Source organism: Bradyrhizobium retamae, from assembly GCF_001440415.1.
Taxonomy (GTDB): Bacteria; Pseudomonadota; Alphaproteobacteria; order Rhizobiales; family Xanthobacteraceae; genus Bradyrhizobium; species Bradyrhizobium retamae.
The window spans coordinates 461,125-480,865 of the sequence record NZ_LLYA01000112.1; the positions used below are offsets into that span (position 1 = coordinate 461,125).

Below are 19,741 nucleotides of genomic sequence, written 5' to 3' on the forward strand. Positions count from 1 at the left end.
AGCGCTTGAAAATCCGATCCCACCGAACATCCAATCATTTTCTGAAAGGAACAGTCGCACGCAATAATTGTTTGTACCTTGTGGTAGCCGGTTTCGTGAAAGCGGGACGCGTTAGACACGCGGATCACCCACCGGCACGAGTGAACAGAGGAAAGGAAGTAAAATGGGCTCCGCCACAAAACTGAACATTGTGGTTACGGGAGGCGCCGGCTTCGTCGGCTCACACTTGTGTGATCGACTTATCCAACAGGGTCATCGCGTGTACTGCGTCGATAATCTTCTCACAGGATCGTTCTCGAATGTTCGGCCGTTGATCAACCATCCGGATTTCGAATTCATCGAGCACGACATTCGCGATACGCTGGAAATAGCCGGACGGATCGATCGCATCTACAATCTGGCGTGCCCCGCTTCTCCGCGCCATTATCAGCGCGATCCGATCGGCACGTTGCAGACATGCGTTGTCGGTGCTGGCAATATGGTCGAGCTCGCGCGCGAGAAGCAGGCACGCGCGCTTCAGGCCTCGACCAGCGAAGTATATGGCGACCCGGACATTCATCCGCAGCCGGAGAGTTACCTGGGGAACGTCAACCCGATTGGGCCCCGCGCCTGCTACGATGAAGGCAAGCGCGCTGCGGAGACGATCTTCTTCGACAGCCGTCGCATTCACGGTATTCCGATCAAGGTCGCGCGCATCTTCAACACCTATGGTCCACGCATGTTGCAGAACGACGGCCGCATCATTTCCAATTTTATCGTTCAGGCGCTCAAGGGCGATCCCATCACCATCTATGGCGACGGCTCCCAGACCCGTTCCTTTTGCTACATTGACGATCTGCTTGCCGGTCTCCAGCTCCTGATGGAGACTCCACCGGAGATCACCGGTCCATTCAATCTCGGCAATCCCCATGAGCAGACGATCAGGCAGATCGCCGATCTCGTCGTTGCCCAAACGGGCTCGAAATCCCCGATCGAACATCATCCCCTACCCGAGGACGACCCCAAGCGGCGCCAGCCTGTCATTTCCCGTGCGCGAGATGCGCTGGGCTGGAGCCCTCGGGTCACTCTTGACGAAGGCCTGCGCGCAACCATCAACTACTTTTCGCTGAAGCTCTTCACCAGGGAGAACATGTCTGCTCCGAAGCCGCCCAGGGTACGCGCTCAGATCAACCCTCGGGCCGGCATGGGAGCGCGGCGCGAGTTCATCCGATGACGCGCGTAACGCCGGACAAGAGCGCGACCGCGGCCGCAGCCATACTCACCGCGAATAGAGGTAGGTCGCTACATCGCGCGCCTCGGCTTCGAAGATTCCGGTCGCAGGCATTGCCGACCGCGGCGAGAACGCCTGTGGCGAGACAATCCACCGCACCAATGCGTCCGGCGAGTTCGGTACCACACCTCCGACATAGACGCGCCGCCTGATACCGGCGAGCGAACTTCCGACCTGGCCATCGCCGCCGGGAATTCCTGGAATGACGTGGCACCCCGCGCAACCGTACCGCCGGATAATGGCCGGCGCTCGCGCCGGATCGCCGTGTCAAGTTGGCTCAGATAGCGCGCGACGCTCTCCTCCAGCTGGGCACGCCGCCGCTCCACCTTCGCCCGTGTGAAGTTCTTGTCCCGGTTGTTCACGGCCTTGAACTTGCTGCCATCGATCGCGACGCTCGCCGTCGCGAGAAGACCCATCTCACGGCAGAGTTCGACGAAGCGCGCACATACCTTCGCAGCGCCAGGCCATTGTCTTTGCGGAAGTCTGCGATCGTCTTGTGATCAGGTGCGAGCCGACCAGCAGCCACATGAGTTCGACATTACGCCCGGCCTCGCGTTCGAGCCGCCGGCTCGACTGAACCCGGTTCAGATAGCCGTAAATGTAAAGCTTGAGCAGAACCGAGGGATGGTACGATGGCCGACCAGTCGCCGCCGGCTCCACCCCCTTCAAAGTTCATCTCAGCCAAATCGAGCGCATCGACAAACACGTCGATCACGCGAACAGGGTTGCGATCGTCAATGAAGTCATCGAGGCATTCGGGCAATAGCGTCCACTGTCCTCGATCCGCCTGCTCAACGAAGCGCCTCATCAGCTTCTCCCGCAGTATCACGAGAGAATCATAGCAAAGCAGTGGCGTTTTCACACAGCCAGGTCAAAAGCGCCGTTTCGGCAGTCGGCCGGACACTTCCGGTCTCCCCCACTAACCGGACATATTCAGTTTCAGTTGGCATGTCTCAAACGTGCCAGCAGCGAATACTCCTTACTCAGAAAGCTGCGGCCCCGGCGAGCGAAGCAATTCGCACAAATGAGAGGCAGCCTCGTTCTGTCTGATCCTATGCACGACATGCTCTCGAACGCGACCGGGCGGTAGCATCTTAGCTTGCTCGCGTAGTTGCGCTGTATCTTGGGCAAGACGTTCTTCGAGTGATTTGGTTTGTTTAAAACGGCGACGCTTGATGACCATGCGGTGCTCCATTCGTTCGAGGAAGGCAGGAGCGCGCAACAGGCGTTCTCATCACCGATAACTGCCGTTGGACCGTGCGGTGATGGGTGAAGACTTATCCCGCCAAGCTGGCTCGTCTGTCTGGCAGGCGACGAAAGGGAGGAAAAACTTAATACATCCAATGAGTTATGAGCAATTTAGACGGGTTTGGCGGCTAAACACTGCGTGACGTCTAATTAGTAAGGAACGTTGTTGACGCTTTTTACTTCTAATGAGTACTCTCTTGCCTTGCTGTGGAGGGGAAGATGGGTGTGCTGAATCGAGCAGAACGCCTTCAGATCATGCTGACTCCAGCCGAATTGAAACTTGTCGACAACTGGCGCTTTAAGAAGCGCATGCCAAGCCGCGCATCAGCGGTGCGAGAACTGCTCAGGCGCGGATTGCTGGCCGAAGGTTTTGATGAAGCAGGAGATGGCGCCCGCTCACGAGATTTCGGCCTGAACGACGCAGTGGCCGAGTAGACAACTGAAAATAAGTTACCAAAAACGATTCACGGTTGGCGGGGTTTCGCTTCGGGTCGCTTGCGGACTCGAAGCCCCCGAGCCCGATATCCATTCATCATTCGATCGCTTCTCGTGGTATCAACCGAGCTCAAAATCGCAGTGGCGAAATCTACTTTTGAGTGACGGGTACCGAAGTCCTCCCAATTCTGAGGTAATATTACCAGCGGGCATCTTCCCCGCCGTCTCTTCGACTTTGAAAGATCATCGGACGTCCAAGGTTTAAGCGCTGCCGGCACAACGTATTTCGAGCCCGGCGGCGTATTTTTGATGGCGAGGCGGTGCTGCTCCGCGTCGACGGGCGTTCCGATTTCAAGGGGCTCGACAGCCGCAAGCACAATGACGAGATACTGTTTTATCCATGTAACGTGCTCGCCTTGCAGGGTGAGGACCTGCGGCATCCGTTCTCGCGGCCCGCGAAAGAAACCAGCGTAGTTGCCGGACAGTTCACGCGATGGACGTACCAATTGTTAGAGCGAGGTACCACCAACCAAAGCGCTATTGCCGCCCTCTTCCGCGTCATCACCCGCTAAGTCGGCAATCTGCCGCCGATGCCAGGCGTCCTTCCAGATTATCACGCGCCAGTCGTGAAGAACGCCGGCGCCGAGCGCGAGTTCGTCCTCTGCGCTGGGCCATGCCGCCGCCGCGGACCGGCGGGCCGCTGGTGACCAACATTAGCAACACCTCTTCACCCCACTGGCGCGGCTGGTTGAAACCGGAGAGCCGCTGCCTGGTGCCGTTCAACAGCTTTGCCGAATACGCGCCAGCGCCGAACGGAAACCAAGAAAAAGGACGTCGTCTGGTTTGCGATCAATGACGATCGGCCACTGGCCTGCTTTGCCGGCATCTGGATCGAATTCAAGGCCGACCGGGGACGAAATCGAAACCGATCGCGGGGCCGCACCAAGTCTAAGGCTTTCTGACGACGTCGCGGAATGCCATAGTCGCCCGGAAAAAGCCGCGCGCCGGATCCTCGAGATCGCGAAGGCGGTCGAGCCGGTTCAAGGGCGCATCCACATCGAGTAGATCAACGAGCCGTTTCTGTTTCGCGACGGCGGCAGTCCGGCCGAGTACGGCGAGGGCATCAAGCCAGCGATCTACCGTGGTCGGCTCACGCTGCATGAGTCAGGGACTTTCGTCACCTTCACGCCCGCCGGGGCCGAGCTGTTCGCCTGACGCACTAGCCCGGGCTGCCACCGTGCCGCTTTTAAGCGGTCAAATGTTCTTGGTCGGCAAAAGCCGGCCGATTTACTTCCTCGGCCTTCTCATTTCATCGTCTGGCGTCCTTACGTCGGCAGGACTACGGGAGCTGTCAACTGGTACGGGCGGCCCCCCTCCGCCGGCGGCACCGCCAGAACCGGTTCCACCCGCGCCGCCGTCACCGGCTCCTCCGCTACCTGCGCCGCCGGCACCAGCGCCGCCGGCACCAGCGCCGCCAGCACCCGCGCCGGCGCCTGCGCCGCCCGCGCCTGCACCGCCGGCGCCCCCGGCTCCTCCGGCGCCTTGGGCGACAGCCAACGTTGAGCCGAGCCCAAAGAACAATAGTAACGCGATCGCTGATACTTTCATGGTCGTTCTCCTTGTAATCGTGGAAACCGGCAATTTTTCAGGCTTTGCCCCGTTCCTATTTTTGCTGCGGCAAAATGCGTAGACGCAATATCAGCGTGATAGGAACCATTCCTCGCGTAGAACCTAAGCCAGAGCAGCAATCGCCCGACGAAATGCAGGGAGGAAGGACATGACGCCGAATTCAAAGAAGCCACTAAGGCCCGAAGATTTTCCCGTGGATGTCGAAGGTCAGAAGATAAAGAAGCAGGACGGTACTCCCATCGCAGATGCGGAGAGTCCCGCCGTCGCCGCCGAAATCGTAGAGCGCCTTAACGAAGACGAAGCCAGGCGCGAAGAAGACAAGTGGTCAGCCTGACCTTCCGCGACCCAAAACTCGAATTCTGTCGAGCCGTTACTGACGTCCAAGCTGGCGCTCGACCCGCCTACGGAGGTACCGACTTCTTGAGGGCCTTCTTCACCGCAAAGCTGACCTCCTCGTCTCTTCGCCTCATTCCCCAATTCGGGTAAGAACCACTAGCTGCGGCTTCTTTCTTGCTGACGGACTGGCCGGAAGCAGTCAATTGCATCACAGCGGCATATCCGGCGCCAGTAAGTCTGACCAAGGTGCGTCACCATGATTCGACGGGCCTGGTGTTTCTTGCGGCCAGTCAGAAGAAGTAAACTCGCGCCTTCGATCGCCGAACGATGGCTAATGGAAGTGGCCCTCGAGCGGTATCAGTGATCATATGATCCTCCCTTGCTACCTGTTTTAACTGGCTATCGAAGGACGGGAGATCTCACCACGCATTTAGGCGCGCAGCCGTATCTATTCGCGCGCACCTTCCGTAACATTCATTGCGTTGTTTCCCCGAAGTTGCCTGCTTAGTTAGTTTGGTTGCTGCTTCAGGGAGGCGATCTTCAAATGAGTCTTGCTTGGATGATTCGCTTCATGACACGGCGAATTGGCACGTTGAACTATTGAACTAGCCACTGATGCAGTCCGTCTGATAGCGGACATGGTCTTAGGAACAATGGATGAAAATGTTCGTTGAACGAGCACATGCAATTGTTGAGCTGCTGCAGCGCCAAGCGAGGAGTGTTAATGAAGCGCCCCACTTTATTCCCAGTCTGTGCTTTCCTCGCCTTTGCTTTCCTCGCCTTTGCTGCGGTGCACTCTGCTGCCGCGCAGCAACGCATCGACGCAATGACCTTCACCCGCATGGCCACCGCCAGCGATAGCTTCGAGGTCCAGTCGAGCCAGCTCGCCTTACAGCGATCCACCAATCCGCGGGTGCGCGCTTTCGCGCAGCACATGATCAATGACCATTCAATGACGAGTGCCGCTCTGTCACAGAGCGCGCCGATGCTGACCGCATTCTCCGGCCCTTTCGGTCTGCTCGATCCCAAACACGCGGCGATGCTCTCGCAACTTGGGGCGCTGAGCGGACCGGGTTTTGACCGTGTCTACGCGCAGATGCAACTGGCCGGGCATCGGGAAGCGGTCGCGCTGTTTTCATCCTATGGCGCTACCGGCGACGACCCCCGCCTCGTCAGTTTCGCGCGGTCGACGTTGCCGCGTTTGCGGCACCACTTGTCCATGGCGCGCCGCCTCTGAGCGGCACACATCGGCAATGTAGGAGCGAGATCGTTCCGCGGAATGCTGAGCAGCCGCTCGGCCGACCACTTGGCTTGGATAGGGCGGCACGGGAGCTGTGCGAGTGGTGGTGAATGACGAACTTGATAAAGCTGCCTACGTGGGCCGACAAAGAACATATCCATGCTGTTGTCGAGACCCCGCGCGGCAGTAGCTGCAAACTGGAATTCGACTCCACGCTCCGCGTGTTTACACTCGCGAAACCTCTGATGACGGAACTTACTTACCCGTATGACTGGGGCTTCATTCCCTCCACAAAAGCCGATGACGGTGATCCAGTGGATGTTCTGGTGATTCACGAGACTGGAACCGGGGCTCGTGCTTCGTTGCAGGCCGATTGGCGTCCTCAAGGTCCTGCAAACGACCGGGCGTAAAAAGAATAGAAATGACCGCGTATTCGCAGTGCCAGAGCGTTCTCCTTTTGCTGGCCACTTATACGATGTCCGGCATCTTCCTTCGCGGGCCATGGACGAACTGCAGAAGTTCTTTCGTGCCACCAACGCGCTCAAGAAAAAGGAGATTGAATTTCTAGGCTGGCGCGGCCCCCGCGCTGCGGTCAAAATGATTAACCGATTTTCGCGCTAATAGCCTCTGCCAAGCTCCAGCTCCTGACGCTCAATCCTCGCCCGATGTGCAACACTGACGAGCGCCACGGTGGGCGCTCTCAGGCCTCGCGGAAGAGAGGAGCGACCGAATCCTAAGTGGCGGACGATCTGCTAGGAGCTGCCATTTTCACAAACGAGCCAAGCCGCGGACGGTTCAGCCAGACCGGTCCCGAAGCCTTTAAGATTAGCTCATGGTGGCTGACGGCGCCCGGTAGGGCACGATCTGGCGTTAGGGCAGCGGCTTGCTCGAGCTCGATCCAACCATGACTAAGAAGAACTGCGATCGTTGCGCTTCCAATCATGGGCACCAGCTCGTGAGCCGGGCTGACGTTGGGACCTGCACTAAAGGCCATCGGTCACCCGGACCGCGCCTGAGCCATAGCTCCGGGGCGAAGCAATGCACATAGGCCAGGCTTTCGTGTCTGTGGAAGAAGGGCGCTAGATCAGAACCTGCGTTTTCTTCGGCAGAACGCCACCAAGGCCGCTTCCTGCACCGTCTTTGTCGGCGTAGTCGGCCAGACCCGCACCGACTCCTTAATGCAGCACGCACAAACGGCAGGTCGCCGCGACCGGTGGGTCCGGCTTTCAGTATCTCCTCGTGGCCGCAACTCTGAGCGGCAGGGTGAGTGGCAATCAGCGTGAGTGCGCGGAAGGTAGCCATGCCAGCCGCATCGAAGGCGAAAGGCCAATGGGCAACCTGGCCGAGCTCGGCGGCGGACTCTGCGCGCTTTCCGCTGACATCTATGTGCGTATTGGCCCGGCTCATCGGCCTTACGCGGAACCCGGTTACGGAATATCGGCAGCGCCCTTACGGCGTGCCGGGCACTGGCCAACCGCGCACCGGCATCGGTCTATGGCGAGTACGGAACGCCCTACCCCGCGCAGCCCGTCTACGTCGAGCGCCCGCCCGCCTATCGGGGAGCGCTACTAAGCACAGAAATACGAGTATGCGGGCGAATACGCGCCGCGGCCGCCGCTGCCCGTGCCCTGCCGCGCGCGGGCGCGATGCGACGAGGGCTATGGCAGGTGGAGCTAGTGCGACTAGAGCGCGCAGGTCCGTTGCCACGTAGCGCGCAGGATGGGTAGAGCGATTATCCGCCGTAGCTTGCCAGGGCAAAGCCGGAAGCGATACCCATCCGCGCAGGCTATTGATGGGCTTCGACTCGTGCTACCCTTCCAGCGCGCTACGGCCAGAGCTGGATAAATTCGGGTCCACGCAATCCGGCAGCTTTCACCGCACTGACAAATTCGTCGCCCAAGAACAACGGGCCGCGTAGCAGCTGCGGCACCTTGAACACCGTTAGCCCGTCGGCCAGTTCCGGCCGGAACGCGTAGCGCTCGACATCAAGGATGTCTCCATCATCGAACCGCACCAGCTCCGACTTTTCCTCATCAAGCGCGTCAACCACGGTTAGCACGTTGAACAGCCACAGGTCCGCGTCCGGACATGCCAGCGGCAGTAGTTCGCCGGAACGGTCCAGCAGCGGTGCCAGCACCTTGGCCGCATGCTCGCGAAGCACCAGCACGTGACCGCCAAGCCAGGGAAGATCCGCTTCAGCCCGCGGCTCACCTTCGTCGTCCACCAGGAGCCTGGCCATGGGCATTGGTCGCCAGCTAGCTCGCCGGGCGGTCCCATCCAGGCTCCACAGATACTCGTGATCGCTCTCGTGCACCGGAAGGACCCACTCCAAGTTCGGACGGACCCGCGGCTCGTAGATCCTCAAGACTTCCTCCTGATGAGGCGTACTTTCAGAGAGCTTACAATTGCGTAATATTCTTGAAGGCAAGCACGTTTGCACCATGTAAGTGACAGGCGGAAGCGTTGAATCCGCCCTTCAACTGAAGCCCAGCGGCCGTGCTCAGTGAGGCGAGCTGGGTCCTTTTGATTTTCTGCAACTGGCCCGCCTCAATTGGCCTAAGAGGCAAACTACGATGAGTGGCATGAGACAAAACCGCGGCCGTCACTGGTCGGACGAGGAAGATAACCTGCTGCGCTCTATGTCACAGGCAGGAAAGAGTCTCACCCTTATGACGGTGAAGCTCAATCGGCCGATGGCATCAATCAGAGCGCGTGCAGAAGATCTCGGTATAGGGATCCCCGGAACTGAGATCGGCCGGCGCAAGCGCAGGAGAAGTGCTTAGCGGACGCCCGATCCTCCGAGTGCAAGCATGCAGCCTCTTATCCCTGCTGATGCCGTGTGCCGAACAGCCCCAGTTCCTACCTGACAGCCGAAGCGGAGTTGCCAACCCTGTCTACGGCGCGAAGCAACTCCTGCTTTTGCCGCATTGCCTGCCGGCTGCGCGCCGCTTCTCAGCCCGCTGTATCGAAAACCATCGTCGATCGGGAGCACGCCACTGGCGCGCATCGCAGACGCCGAGAGTCCGGCCGCTATCTGGTCCTTCTGCGGCGCGCCGGTCGACATGCGCAACCTCGGGGCAGTGATCGCTCGCTCGCGATCAAGGACCCGAGGACCGAACCGCGCAGCCGGACGCGGCGGCAGTTTTAGCTCGTAGCGCGGGCGCCGGGCGTTTGCTCGCGTGCCAGATATTGATGGGTTAACGTTGGAAGGTTCTGCTCCAGCCAATCCGCCATAGCTTCTTCCTCCTGCAGGATCTGCTCGCAGGTCCGAGCGGTTTCCTCATCGCCCACCTCTCTCGCCGTGTCGATCAGAATGCGATAGGAGGCGATTTCCATCGCCTCAAAGGCAGAACAGGCAATCGAACCCTTCATCACCTCGTCGCCTACAAACATGCCGCTCATGGCCTGGCCGAACCCAAACATCGTTCCGCCAGTGTCTTTGATCGTGGATGTGCTCTCGCCCCTCCGCTCGATGCAGCTGCGAACGCGTTCAGCTTGCCGCTGAGTCTCGCCGATGTGCTGAACAATCCGCGCCTTCAGGTCGGGATAGTTCTCGATTCGTTGAGCCATGCCGCTCAACATGGTCTCGGCCTGTTTCTCCGCCGCGTGGGCGTCACGTAGCCATTCCATTAACCGCTCTTCAGCGCTGGCCATTCGTCTCTCCTTCTGCGTGGGTGGACTGCTTTGTTTGCGTTGTACTCTGGTCGGCAGCCCTGCCTGGCCGAGTACCATCCGCCTTGGGGAACGCCGACGACCTAGGTGATGTTCCTGATGGAGTCTCAGCCGCTGTGATTCTTTCGGCAAGACGCTCACTTTAGCTTTTGGAGCCACCTCGGTTTGCACGCCAATCGCCCGCCAGCCGGACGGCCCGAAGCTTCTTCATCAACGCCTCGTGGGGTGCTTACTGTGACGTGCACTCTCGCGCAGGAGGAAGATCATCGATCTCCCGTATTCGCGATGAGCGTAGTCATTGAGGCGACACGCCCTCCAGCTTCTCAGTATCCGCTGCCGCCGCGAAAAATCGCACAGAACTGGGGATCTGGGCCGCGAGTATCTCGGCTGGATCCCTGCCGTTCCAGGCATCGACGGCGGCCACTCAGCATCCCCGAGATCGGAACACTCTCATGATTGCCGCCTGGTTTTGGGGTGCGGTCATGGCGCTCACTGCTCGCGAGCTCGATCGGGCCGGAAGGATCGATCACCCGCGGACCTCCAAATGGCGGTGCAGTTCCTGACGCGACAAACTGATTACGAAACGTAGCCGACGCTGGAGCTGTGCATGAGGCCTTTCGGACTTCCCTTCAGCAATCCCGCCGGCGATGGCACGCACAGCGTCTATTGGCCCAATCAGATGAGACGCGACCAGGACAGGCAGCTTGCGGGGAACATTGAATTGCTGACGAACAGGGCGCCATGCCGATAGAGATTCTTTGATTGACCCGCGTCGGCAAGTTCGAAGGCCCAAAGCGTCTGGGATGCATCGAATCCGATGATTCGCGCATCCGCTGCCATTGCTGCTGAGAAGACTTGCTGCGCGGTAGTGCCCGGCATGAAATAAACGATCACCTGAGTGGCGTTCGGCGCCGGCAGCATCGAGACCGCGGCAGCGCTCAAGATAGTCACCACCGTAACCGAAGCGGCAGTACCGCCGCGCATTGATCTTCCCGACCGCGGGTACCGCCGTAATAGCCAGCCAAGCAACAGCGGCGCTATGCCGAATGCAAAGAACCAGACGAGATCCCAAACGAGCGGATTGGAGGAATCCATCCGGATGCGATGAATGCCGATCAGCCAATGGGAAAGGATACCGTCGAGGATGTGCCATGCGCCGAAACCGATCAGCACGTCGGCGAATAGAATTTGGTCTGCCCCAGCCGTAGAAAACTCCTGCCGGACGCGCCAGAGCAGCCACAGGCCCGCTGCGGCTACGACGTACATCACGCCGTGGAACAGGCCGTCGGCAAAAATTTGCAATCGGATATCCCGGAACAGCTCGCCGGGAAGCGCACTCAGAAGGTGGTGCCACTGCAGGATCTGGTGAAGCATTATGCCATCGAAGAAGCCTCCGAGGCTGAAGCCCAGTAGGTGACCGCACCAGTGCAGGGGTTTCGTAAACCGGGCCGATTCGGGCATGGAGAGTCTCCGCGTAAGCATGGCCGAAGCTGCGCCGTCCGCGGCGGCTCGGTCGGCTGCAATGTTGGTGCGGCTCAGCGCCTAGCGAGTTCGCCGAGGTTGGTCTTGATGGCCCATTCCTGTGGTAGCAGGCGCTAGCTCGCGCGGTGTCTGGCCCGCAATTTGCGACGCAAGATCCTGAGCCATGCGCAGATGCCTTAGTACGATTGGCAGTGTCTCGGATGCGAAGCGTTGAAGCTGCGCGTCCTGACCCGAGTTGATCTCCCACTGCAGGAGTTGAGCGGTCTTCTGATGATCCTGCACCTGAGCCTCGAGATAAGCGACATCAAATTGCGCACCACTCAGCCGCTCAAGACGGGCGTGAACGGCCTTGTGCTCGGCATCCGGCTCGTTCGGTAAAGGAATTCGGGCGGACCCGGCGAGACTTGCGAGCTTTTCGTTCGCCTTGCCATGATCCTGGATCATGACACCAGCGAATTCCGCCACCGCGCGATTATGCGCTTTTCGATCCGCGAGTTTTCCAAGCGCCACCTCGGCCATGCCGCCGATTACGGCCTGCTGCGCGAATAACTGGTCCTGCGCATTGGTCTGATGCGGTGCAGGAATGCCAGGCGCGCTCTGTCGCGTGTCCGGTTCGGTGCCCGCCGGATTGCCGATCTGGGCGAACGCAGGCGACGCGAACAGCGTCGCTACTGCCAGTCCCTGGGCGAGCGAACGCATTGTCTGCCTCCTTGATCGAACGATCGTCATGGGCCTGACGCCGAATGTCCTTTGTCCTTGCATTCACAAGGCCAGCATATAGGCGACCAGCGCTTCCTTCTCCGGCTGCGTGAGCCGCAAACCAAGCACGAGATTGAAAAATTCGACGGTGTCGGCCAGCGTCATGAGGCGGCCATCGTGCAGGTAGGGCGGAGAATCCTTGATTCCTCGCAGCGTAAACGTCTTGATGGGGCCGTCCGGCAACGTCACGAAGTCGTTGAAGGTATGCCCGACCTGATAAAACCGCTCGAGCTTCAGATCGTGCATATTGTTGTCCATGAAAGAGGTCTGCGCAACGTGACACTCGTTGCAGCGGCCTTTCCCGAAGAAGACCTGCTCGCCGGCGAGTTCCTGTTCGGTCGCCCTCGCCCGATCGAGGCGTCCAAACGCGTCCAGCTTGGGGGCCGGAGGAAAGTCGATAATGTTCTGCATCTGAGCCATCATGGCGACTTGATTGGTTCGGTCGGGCAAATGCACGCCCTTTCGAGTCGCGCTGACGTGGTCGCCATTGAAGTACGCGGTCCGCTGCTCGAATTCAGTGAAGTCCTCGATGGACCGCAGTGACCGCTTCGACCCGTGGATTTGCTGATTGAACACCCCGCGAAGGCTGGTGGAGTCCAGCCGGAACCGCGCTGCTTGCGGGCGAACGTCGGGCGTAAGGTGGAAGGCTGCGTTCGTATGGAAATTGGCGTGGCAATCGAGGCAGGTAATTCCGGTACTCTGCTCGGCCACTTTTCGATCTTCGGTTTGGTTGAACTCTTCCTGTGGGAACGGCGTGAGAAGGAGGCGCAATCCTTCCATCTGCACCGGAGTGATAATCCCGTTCATCACCTCGTAGAAATTCTTGATCGTCAGCAACTGCCCGCGTGAGACATCGCCGAGATGCGGCTGGGTCGTAAGAAAGATGGGCGGCGGAAATTCGGGCGTCAGATGGTCGGGAAGATCGAAATTGACGTCGAAGCGCCGCAGATCTCGCGCCTCCTGTCTTCGGATATCGTCGATCTGACGGTCCGGAATGACTTGGCCGCCGGTCGCCTGCTTGACATGGGGAAGTGGAAGGAAGCCTTCGGGCAAAAGGCTCCTTTGACGAATCTCGTCAGGGCTCATTTCGGCCAAGTTCTCCCACGTGGTGCCCGACTGCAGCTTGACCCGAACGCCACCCGGCACCGCCTTTCGACCGCCCGACATCATTACGCCTGCGATCGGTCGGTCCGACATGTCGTAGCGTCGATTGAGCAGGCTGGCCTGCCGTTGCATGACCTGCTGCTTCTGCGCCTCATCGTCGGCCTTGACGGCAGAAAATGGGCGGGTTGGAAGTGGCCGGTAGGTCGTATCGGGCGGCAGCGGATCCGAAATGGCAGCCAGACTGAGCACCGCCACGCTGCTTACGAAGGCAGCCGCGAACAGCCCGATTGCTTTGAGAAATTGTGACATCGGCCGCCCTTTCGTGTTCGGGAAACATGGGTCGTGGTCGTGCTGCGGTCATGGTCATGCTGATGCTCGGCATGGAAGGCGCATAGCGCCACTTACGCCGCAGAAATCCGGAGCCTGATTGATTCCCGCATGAGTAGTGTCCGCTCAATGCCGTTACGAAAGAAGCGTTCCATCGGCTTATCGACATTGGTAGAAAAACTTACCGACATTGGTGGAAGCAAATGTCCGAAGGCACGCTGCGCTTGCGATCAGCGGCGGCGCAATCCTCACGAAACAAATGATCGAGAATGAGGCACGCGGCATCCCGGACGATCTGCCCTTCGGTGACCTATTTCGGCGTCGCTTCGGCGAACCCCGTCCGCAGGCGCGGTCGGCGCTCGGGTCAGGGTTCATCGTCAGTGCCGAGGGCCACATCGTCACGAACAACCACGTCGTCGACAACGCCAGCGAAATTCATGTCCGCTTCACAGACAAAACGGATGTTCCGGCGAAGCTGGTAGGTCGTGATCCGTCAACCGACGTCGCGGTGCTCAAGATCGAGCCGCGGCCCAATATGGCCGTCGTGGCCTGGGGCGACTCCGACAAGATGGAGCCAGGGGCCTGAACGATCGCGATCGGCAGCCCCTTCGGCCTCGGTGGCACAGTCACTGTCGGGGTACTCTCGGCGCGGGCGCGCGATATTCAAGCCGGGTCATATGACGACTTCCTGCAGACCGATGCGTCCATCAACCAAGGCAATTCGGGAGGCCCGCTGTTCAACGCCGCCGGTGAGGTGATCGGCGTCAACACGGCGATCTTTTCGCCCGTGGGCGTTAACGTGGGCATCGGATTTGCGGTTCCGTCGCGACCGCACAGGCGGTCGCGGATCAGCTCATCCGCACGGGTAAGGTAGAGCGGGGCTACATCGGCGTTCGCTTGCAGGAATTGACGACCGGGATCGCCCAAGCGTTGGGCCGGCCCGACACGAAGGGTGCACCTGTTGCCTCGGTGGAGCCGGGCAGCCCTGCGGAGGAGGCCGGGATCAAGATCGGTGACGTGATCACCCGAATTGGAAATCAGACCATAGAGGGACCGCGCGATATGTCTAAGGCCGTCGTCGGGATGAAGCCAGGAGTGCGGACGCCACTCACCGTGGTACGAGACGGTAAGACGCAGGAAATCACGGTCGCCATTGACAAGCGTCAAGAGGATCGCCCTACCCGGACGGGTTCCCTTGAAGACCGCGATAAGGCCGGTAAACGGCTTGGATTAAGTCTCGCGCCGATCCCTGAGGTGGCGCGGCGGCGGCTAGGCTTGGATACCGGTTTGATGGTCGGCAGTGTGGAATCGGGCAGCCCGGCCGCCGAGAGCGGGATCCGTCCCGGGGACGTGATCGTCACGGCCAATAATCGCGACGTTGCCCAACCCACCGATTCGGCGGAGGAGTGGGCGAAGGCGCGACGGGAGAACAGGCCCATCCTGCTGCGCGTCAACCGCGACGGCCAGTCGCTCTTTGTCGCGATCTCCTGAATAGGCGGCTACGAAGAGTGCGATCGAACAAGCCCTGCAGAGCACACGCACAGATGGCTCGATTAGCCGCCGGCTGACCGAAGAAGCTTAGCGTCGCGGGAAAAGCCGGTGGTCGGACGAGAGCGCGAACTCTCGCCGACCTGCGATCAGTTGCTCTTGATAGCGATCCGCTTCACCTTCTGCTGCGCGGCGGGTGCCTTCGGCAGCGTCACGGTGAGAACGCCGTCCTTGAACGACGCCGCGATCTTATCCTGATCGATATCATCGACCGGGACGGAACGTGCGAAGCGCCCGTAGTAGCGCTCGCTGAAGCGACGCTCCTTGTCTTCGGTCTCGCTCTTTTTCTCGCCGCTGATGGTCAGCATACCGTCCCTGAGTTCGACGTTGACGTCCTTCTCTTCGAGACCGGGGAGTTCAGCAATCACTTTGACTTCCTTCTCGGTCTCGTTGACCTCGACGCTCGGCCAGCCCATCGCCTGCGAGCTGAACGGAGCGATGTCGAGCGAGCGGAACGCATTGTCGAACAACCGATTCATCTCGCGATGAAGCGCGAGGAAGGAGTTGGGCTCGTTGCGGTGCAGGCTCAGATCACGAGGGCCGTTGCCCCAGAGAATAAGATCGCGTAGTGCCATACTTGTCTCCTTTGCTCTTCATGTTGATTCGATAGAACTCAACGACGCCCAAACACGCCGCTCAGAGGCTGTTTTTTCGCGCTACCGGCCGTAAGGCCTGCGGGCGGTATTGATCTGCCTGCTCGCGCAAGTTCGCTGCCTGGGTCACGCTCAAACCTCCCGCCTGCCAAGTTCGTTGTGCGGCCTGCTCAGCGATCATCGATCCGCGGCCCCGGCTCAAAAAACCCGCCGCGGCCAGGCGCTGGCGCCGTGCACACTCGAAGCTTTGAGCGTCGGAAAAAGCTTAGCCGCACTTCCCCGGCCAAGAAAGCCATCTGTGCAAACACAAGAGCAGAACTTCCGGGCCCGAGCTACGTTCTTGCCCGGAGCAGAATTGAGCTCACTTGCAAGGGAGAAGCTATGGCCAGCCACCCAGTCTCGACCGAAGAATTGGACCTCATTCTCGAGCAAACATTCCCCGGCAGCGATCCGCCCTGCTTCATGGCCAGCGCCATCGTGGGGAGCCCATATCATCAGCCGCCCGAACAAAGTACGCCAGCGCTGCAGATCTTGCGAGCGCGTGGAACACGCGACGCTAGGAGACGCGGAAAATCCCGCTAGGTTGCTGGGTCGTCGTCACTCAGGCTTCCCCCACCATGTCGGTTGTCCGACCGTTGGCCGGCCAGGAACCTTCGTGTTTCGTAGCCGTTCCAACCGCAAACCATTTGCAATGGAGGCTTAGCACATGAAAGCGAGATCGAATCTGCTCTCGGCAGTTGGCTTGGCAGCGGCAGGATGGCTGGGCTTAGGCAGCGGCACGGCGTCTGCACAGACGATCTATGTCGATCCATATCCCGCAGCCTGGTCACCGGGCCCGTATGTGGTCAGACAGACGGTCATTGCGCCGCCCGTGCCAATCGTGCGCAAGCGTACCGTGGTGGTGACCCGAGCGCCCTATTTGCCGGCCCCAGTCTACCGTGCGCCGCTGCCGCCTTACGGCTATATCGCGGAAGTCGACTACCTGGCCCCGGGTTGGTAGGCACGCAGGGCCGCTCTAAAGTGGCCTCGCCACGGAGGCCACTTTCTTGCGAAGGGCTTCTATGTGCTCGTCAAAAGCCACCCGCGCTGTAATTGAACAGGGTACCTAGGCCGGCAAATCACTATCACGTGTGTGGAGGTAACAGGTTATCGAACACGCCTATCTCCGCCACCTTGGCAGCGTCGTTTAGCGTGACCATGTTTCTCTGCGAATCCAACACGCCGTCCTTCCGAAACTCCTGAATGACCCGGTTGACGTGAACAGCACTCAGCCCGAGCGCGTCGGCCAGGTCGACCTGAGTCACGGAAAACTCGAATTGGTGGTCTGCGATCAGTCCGACCGAGGAGAGGCGCTCGCGCAATTCAGTACTTGGACCTGTCCGCTTGGTAATCTCGGCTCGGGAGGTACTCACGTCACCTTCAATAGCAGGGTAGCTTCGAAGACCTGCTGGTCGATATCTCGCACGCGCACGGTGATCCTTGTGCCGGCTCCGGATGAAAACAGGTCTTTGGCGATGCACGCCGCCACCCTGACGGCCTCTTTGCTTGCGGCCTCGAGGCTAGGGCAATCTAGTCCCACCGTATCGCTGATGGAGAATTGATCGTCATCGATGTCGAAGAAGTACCGGGGCATGGCCCTCGCTACAGTGCCGGGTCGAGATGCAGATAGAGCGGATCGAAATCGGCTACATCCTTGAGCTTGGCCTCGTCCAGTATCGTCACTGTGCCGCGCTCGAATCTGAGAAGTCCCTTTTCCCTTAGTTCCTGCATAACTCTGTTTACGTGGACTGCGCTGAGCCCGACTGCTTCTCCGAGCAGAACCTGGGTAGCCGGGAATTGAAAAGATTTGTCTTTTGTTCGCTGGACTGCTTTGAGCCTGGTGTAGATTTCGAAGATCACGTGTGCCGTTCGGCTGATCCCGGACCTGTGCCCGACGTTGCAAATCCATTCCCGGAAAATGGCTGCATCGATCAACGTGTCGCGCCAGAGGATCTCAGCAACGTTTGGCCTGTGCCTTACGAGTGCGCGCAACGGGGCGTGAGAGATGAAGCCCAGCACGCAGTCGCCGAGCGCAGTCACATCATGATCCAGCACTGGAATGTAGAGGCTTTGGAGATCTGGAATATCACCCGGTTGATGGAATGCGATTACTTGCCGTTTTCCCCCACCCACCACCTTGGACCGAAAAATGAACCCATCCACCAGAAGGCAGCAAGCGGAAGGACGATCTCCCGTGGATACGATGCTCTCCTCGTCACGTACTTGCTTCAACGCGATCGGCAGCGCGTTGATCGCGCGCTGATCCTCTTCGTCGATATTTGTGCTGACCCGCAGTCTTTTCAGCAGGATTGATGTAGCGGCGGCCTTGTCCATTCTGAAATCCTGAGAACACACCCGCCTTGTGATCCAAACCAATCATTCGAAATAACGTTCCTAACTAGCATCCCCGTCGCTGCCGAATTCAGACGTGGTTCGGCGCTGATCAGCGGGATGGCTGCAGGAAGGCTTCAACCGCTCTCGCCGGCGGCCCTGTCCGATCCCAACTGTGCTAAGTGCACATTCTGAGTGTCTTAAGTCTTTTACTATCGATTGCCCCACGATCCAGGTTGGTCTCACCCACGACTGACGCTCGATACAGATCAAAAGAAATGCGCCGTACCGGCCGGCTTTGACGCGGGCGTGCCGCGAGTGCCTACAGACAACTGGAATGCCTGGCCAAGTGGCCTCTTGATCGCCGCGCTTGTAAGTAGCAGCGCTGGCGATCTTCGCCGAATGGCAGCGATGGGCAACCCTCGGGTGTTGCAGTTCTCGGGCAACGAAACAGGCTGGTTCCAGGGACGCTGTCGAGGATCTACGCCTATCATTTCCCGGAAAATCCCAAGCGCGCGGCTTGTTTCCCAAATGATCCGCCCCTTAGATATCGAGATTGATTGCGTCGCGTTGATGTAGGCCGAACACACCCCACGACGGCCAAGGCATCTCTTGCGGCAATACGTCAAACCTCCGTCATGTCCGTGGCGTTTGCGCTGCAGGAGGCGACAATTGTGTTGGCCGTGCTGACGCGGCACTTCGAACTGGAGCTCTTGCCGGGCACCAGGGTCCCAGCGGATCACCTGCGGCCCGCAAAAGGTGTGCCCAAGTGCGTCAGCGGGCGGCGTGAAAGCGGCTTACGGTCAGGGCAGCCGCAAAGGCTTGCTGGTCCAGGTAGCTCATCAAATTGGTCGCTCCGAAATTATAGAAAACGATGAAACCGCAACGCTTCCTTGTCGTTCCTAGTGCCGCGGGCTGGTGCCGGATCAACAAAGGGTACCAGGCAAGGCGCGTGCGTGGACTGGTCCTTCGAAAGTCTCTGGAACGGCGGTCGGGATCAAACCTAGTGCAGGCGAGTAATATAGAGAGGAAGTTATGGCCTACGCGATGTTCAAGGACGGCGAAAAGTTGAGCCGCACCTTCCCCACCAAGGAAGAAGCGTTAAAAAGGCTTTTGAGGCCGGACTGGTAGAGAACGTGGATGGCGAGCCCGTCCTCGAGCAGAAGTTGGAAATCAAGCCATGTCCTCCTGATCTCCAGCGCAACGGCGACGAAGATCTGGACTGGGCTCCGCGGAGCGAGTGACGTCGCCATAGCAAGGAGGACCGATGAGTTTCTATTGGTAACGTTCCGAGCTGTTAGCAGGCACCGAGCCCCTCACCTTCAATCGGACTCCCCCGCGCGAGCGTTTACGGGCTGTCTACCGTCGGCTGGCCGACGTGTATTTCGTTTTGAACGAAATGCGTAGCTATGCAGCGCCCCAGCAGACTGGCGATCCAGCCCTGGCGCTCGCATATGTAAGTCAGGAGTCATTCGACGATGGCGCGCTTTCTTATCACTCTCGGCATTGTCATTCTGGCTATTGGGCTGCTGTGGCCTTACCTGAGCCGGATCGGGCTGGGACGGTTGCCTGGCGATATTGTTATCGAGCGGGAAAATATGACGTTCCACTTCCCGCTGATGACATGTTTGCTGTTGAGCGCCTTCCTGAGCCTGGTGTTCTGGATCGTGAACCGCTGAAGTGCGATCAGATCGTAAGCCTGGACGTCGGAAGGCGCCTGGGGACAGG

The 19,741-nt window shown here is 59.4% G+C and carries 18 protein-coding genes and 5 pseudogenes; 11 read left to right on the forward strand and 12 right to left on the reverse strand.

Annotated elements, in window-relative coordinates:
* Positions 1-163: 163 nt before the first annotated feature.
* Positions 164-1,213, forward strand: coding sequence for a UDP-glucuronic acid decarboxylase family protein (locus CQ13_RS14230; RefSeq protein WP_057843468.1), 1,050 nt, complete (start codon positions 164-166; stop codon positions 1,211-1,213).
* Positions 1,214-1,258: 45 nt separating this feature from the next.
* On the opposite strand, the pseudogene CQ13_RS47100 reads toward CQ13_RS14230, so the two are convergent.
* Positions 1,259-1,534: pseudogene (locus CQ13_RS47100) on the reverse strand (c-type cytochrome); the annotation flags it as partial.
* A pseudogene (locus CQ13_RS45600) lies at positions 1,519-2,078 on the reverse strand (transposase); the annotation flags it as partial. The pseudogenes CQ13_RS47100 and CQ13_RS45600, both read right to left, overlap by 16 nt.
* A gap of 659 nt (positions 2,079-2,737) precedes the next feature.
* On the opposite strand from CQ13_RS45600, the gene CQ13_RS14240 reads away from it, so the two are divergent.
* From CQ13_RS14240 to CQ13_RS14245, 3 genes and pseudogenes are all read left to right on the forward strand, one after another.
* Positions 2,738-2,953, forward strand: a complete 216-nt coding sequence (locus CQ13_RS14240; RefSeq protein WP_057843469.1) for a hypothetical protein — start codon at positions 2,738-2,740, stop codon at positions 2,951-2,953.
* 320 nt (positions 2,954-3,273) lie between these two features.
* On the forward strand, positions 3,274-3,525 hold the full coding sequence (locus CQ13_RS47105; protein WP_245309174.1) for a hypothetical protein: 252 nt from the start codon (positions 3,274-3,276) through the stop codon (positions 3,523-3,525).
* Positions 3,526-3,543: 18 nt separating this feature from the next.
* Positions 3,544-3,902: pseudogene (locus CQ13_RS14245) on the forward strand (SOS response-associated peptidase family protein); the annotation flags it as partial.
* Here CQ13_RS14245 and CQ13_RS46790 read toward each other — a convergent pair.
* Positions 3,902-4,114 (reverse strand): hypothetical protein, encoded by a 213-nt coding sequence (locus CQ13_RS46790; RefSeq protein ID WP_057843470.1) that lies wholly within the window; start codon positions 4,112-4,114, stop codon positions 3,902-3,904. The pseudogene CQ13_RS14245 and the gene CQ13_RS46790 overlap by 1 nt on opposite strands.
* A gap of 616 nt (positions 4,115-4,730) precedes the next feature.
* Between CQ13_RS46790 and CQ13_RS14260 the strand changes: the two genes are divergently transcribed.
* The 3 genes and pseudogenes from CQ13_RS14260 to CQ13_RS14270 all read left to right on the forward strand — a co-directional run bounded on the left by CQ13_RS14260 (position 4,731) and on the right by CQ13_RS14270 (position 6,779).
* Entirely contained in the window at positions 4,731-4,916 is a 186-nt protein-coding gene (locus CQ13_RS14260) for a hypothetical protein (RefSeq protein ID WP_057843472.1), read from the forward strand.
* 672 nt (positions 4,917-5,588) lie between these two features.
* Positions 5,589-6,155, forward strand: a complete 567-nt coding sequence (locus tag CQ13_RS14265) for a DUF4142 domain-containing protein (RefSeq protein WP_156433667.1) — start codon at positions 5,589-5,591, stop codon at positions 6,153-6,155.
* 113 nt (positions 6,156-6,268) lie between these two features.
* Positions 6,269-6,779: pseudogene (locus CQ13_RS14270) on the forward strand (inorganic diphosphatase).
* A gap of 1,204 nt (positions 6,780-7,983) precedes the next feature.
* Here CQ13_RS14270 and CQ13_RS14275 read toward each other — a convergent pair.
* The 5 genes from CQ13_RS14275 to CQ13_RS14295 form a co-directional block, all read right to left on the reverse strand.
* Positions 7,984-8,397 carry an imm11 family protein gene (locus tag CQ13_RS14275; protein ID WP_057843474.1) on the reverse strand — a complete coding sequence of 138 codons (414 nt, stop codon included), beginning with the start codon at positions 8,395-8,397 and terminating at the stop codon, positions 7,984-7,986.
* 905 nt (positions 8,398-9,302) lie between these two features.
* Positions 9,303-9,812 carry a ferritin-like domain-containing protein gene (locus CQ13_RS14280; RefSeq protein ID WP_057843554.1) on the reverse strand — a complete coding sequence of 170 codons (510 nt, stop codon included), beginning with the start codon at positions 9,810-9,812 and terminating at the stop codon, positions 9,303-9,305.
* A gap of 693 nt (positions 9,813-10,505) precedes the next feature.
* A complete protein-coding gene (locus CQ13_RS14285; RefSeq protein WP_057843475.1) occupies positions 10,506-11,291 on the reverse strand; it encodes a DUF2243 domain-containing protein in 786 nt (261 codons plus the stop codon).
* 81 nt (positions 11,292-11,372) lie between these two features.
* Positions 11,373-12,011, reverse strand: coding sequence for a DUF4142 domain-containing protein (locus tag CQ13_RS14290; RefSeq protein ID WP_057843476.1), 639 nt, complete (start codon positions 12,009-12,011; stop codon positions 11,373-11,375).
* Between the two features lie 63 nt (positions 12,012-12,074).
* Entirely contained in the window at positions 12,075-13,484 is a 1,410-nt protein-coding gene (locus CQ13_RS14295; RefSeq protein ID WP_057843477.1) for a hypothetical protein, read from the reverse strand.
* A gap of 277 nt (positions 13,485-13,761) precedes the next feature.
* Between CQ13_RS14295 and CQ13_RS45615 the strand changes: the two are divergent.
* Positions 13,762-14,376: pseudogene (locus CQ13_RS45615) on the forward strand (trypsin-like peptidase domain-containing protein).
* 23 nt (positions 14,377-14,399) lie between these two features.
* The gene (locus CQ13_RS45620; protein WP_057843479.1) at positions 14,400-14,993 is read left to right on the forward strand and encodes a PDZ domain-containing protein; all 594 of its coding nucleotides are present in this window, start codon (positions 14,400-14,402) and stop codon (positions 14,991-14,993) included.
* 146 nt (positions 14,994-15,139) lie between these two features.
* On the opposite strand, the gene CQ13_RS14310 is transcribed toward CQ13_RS45620, so the two are convergent.
* Positions 15,140-15,625 carry an Hsp20/alpha crystallin family protein gene (locus tag CQ13_RS14310; RefSeq protein ID WP_057843480.1) on the reverse strand — a complete coding sequence of 162 codons (486 nt, stop codon included), beginning with the start codon at positions 15,623-15,625 and terminating at the stop codon, positions 15,140-15,142.
* A gap of 724 nt (positions 15,626-16,349) precedes the next feature.
* Between CQ13_RS14310 and CQ13_RS14315 the strand changes: the two genes are divergently transcribed.
* Positions 16,350-16,643, forward strand: coding sequence for a hypothetical protein (locus tag CQ13_RS14315; protein WP_057843481.1), 294 nt, complete (start codon positions 16,350-16,352; stop codon positions 16,641-16,643).
* Between the two features lie 124 nt (positions 16,644-16,767).
* Here the strand turns inward: CQ13_RS14315 and CQ13_RS14320 are convergent, their stop codons facing one another.
* From CQ13_RS14320 to CQ13_RS14330, 3 genes are read right to left on the reverse strand one after another with little or no spacing between them, the layout of a single operon-like run.
* Entirely contained in the window at positions 16,768-17,055 is a 288-nt protein-coding gene (locus CQ13_RS14320; RefSeq protein WP_057843482.1) for a helix-turn-helix domain-containing protein, read from the reverse strand.
* Positions 17,052-17,276 (reverse strand): DUF6894 family protein, encoded by a 225-nt coding sequence (locus CQ13_RS44420; protein ID WP_057843483.1) that lies wholly within the window; start codon positions 17,274-17,276, stop codon positions 17,052-17,054. The genes CQ13_RS14320 and CQ13_RS44420 overlap by 4 nt, the downstream gene beginning before the upstream one ends.
* Positions 17,277-17,284: 8 nt before the next feature.
* A complete protein-coding gene (locus CQ13_RS14330) occupies positions 17,285-18,016 on the reverse strand; it encodes a Crp/Fnr family transcriptional regulator (protein ID WP_057843484.1) in 732 nt (243 codons plus the stop codon).
* A 1,475-nt stretch (positions 18,017-19,491) separates the two neighbouring features.
* Between CQ13_RS14330 and CQ13_RS14340 the strand changes: the two genes are divergently transcribed.
* On the forward strand, positions 19,492-19,692 hold the full coding sequence (locus CQ13_RS14340) for a DUF2905 domain-containing protein (protein WP_057843486.1): 201 nt from the start codon (positions 19,492-19,494) through the stop codon (positions 19,690-19,692).
* The last annotated feature ends 49 nt before the right edge of the window (positions 19,693-19,741 follow it).

Coding starts and splice junctions, on each gene's coding strand:
- CQ13_RS46790 (WP_057843470.1), bottom strand. CDS start 4,114: ATGCAGCGTGAGCCGACCACGGTAGATCGCTGGCTTGATGCCCTCGCC.
- CQ13_RS14310 (WP_057843480.1), bottom strand. CDS start 15,625: ATGGCACTACGCGATCTTATTCTCTGGGGCAACGGCCCTCGTGATCTG.
- CQ13_RS14260 (WP_057843472.1), top strand. CDS start 4,731: ATGACGCCGAATTCAAAGAAGCCACTAAGGCCCGAAGATTTTCCCGTG.
- CQ13_RS14295 (WP_057843477.1), bottom strand. CDS start 13,484: ATGTCACAATTTCTCAAAGCAATCGGGCTGTTCGCGGCTGCCTTCGTA.
- CQ13_RS14230 (WP_057843468.1), top strand. CDS start 164: ATGGGCTCCGCCACAAAACTGAACATTGTGGTTACGGGAGGCGCCGGC.
- CQ13_RS14285 (WP_057843475.1), bottom strand. CDS start 11,291: ATGCCCGAATCGGCCCGGTTTACGAAACCCCTGCACTGGTGCGGTCAC.
- CQ13_RS14275 (WP_057843474.1), bottom strand. CDS start 8,397: ATGGCCAGGCTCCTGGTGGACGACGAAGGTGAGCCGCGGGCTGAAGCG.
- CQ13_RS14290 (WP_057843476.1), bottom strand. CDS start 12,011: ATGCGTTCGCTCGCCCAGGGACTGGCAGTAGCGACGCTGTTCGCGTCG.
- CQ13_RS14280 (WP_057843554.1), bottom strand. CDS start 9,812: ATGGCCAGCGCTGAAGAGCGGTTAATGGAATGGCTACGTGACGCCCAC.
- CQ13_RS14340 (WP_057843486.1), top strand. CDS start 19,492: ATGGCGCGCTTTCTTATCACTCTCGGCATTGTCATTCTGGCTATTGGG.
- CQ13_RS14240 (WP_057843469.1), top strand. CDS start 2,738: ATGGGTGTGCTGAATCGAGCAGAACGCCTTCAGATCATGCTGACTCCA.
- CQ13_RS44420 (WP_057843483.1), bottom strand. CDS start 17,276: ATGCCCCGGTACTTCTTCGACATCGATGACGATCAATTCTCCATCAGC.
- CQ13_RS14315 (WP_057843481.1), top strand. CDS start 16,350: ATGAAAGCGAGATCGAATCTGCTCTCGGCAGTTGGCTTGGCAGCGGCA.
- CQ13_RS14330 (WP_057843484.1), bottom strand. CDS start 18,016: ATGGACAAGGCCGCCGCTACATCAATCCTGCTGAAAAGACTGCGGGTC.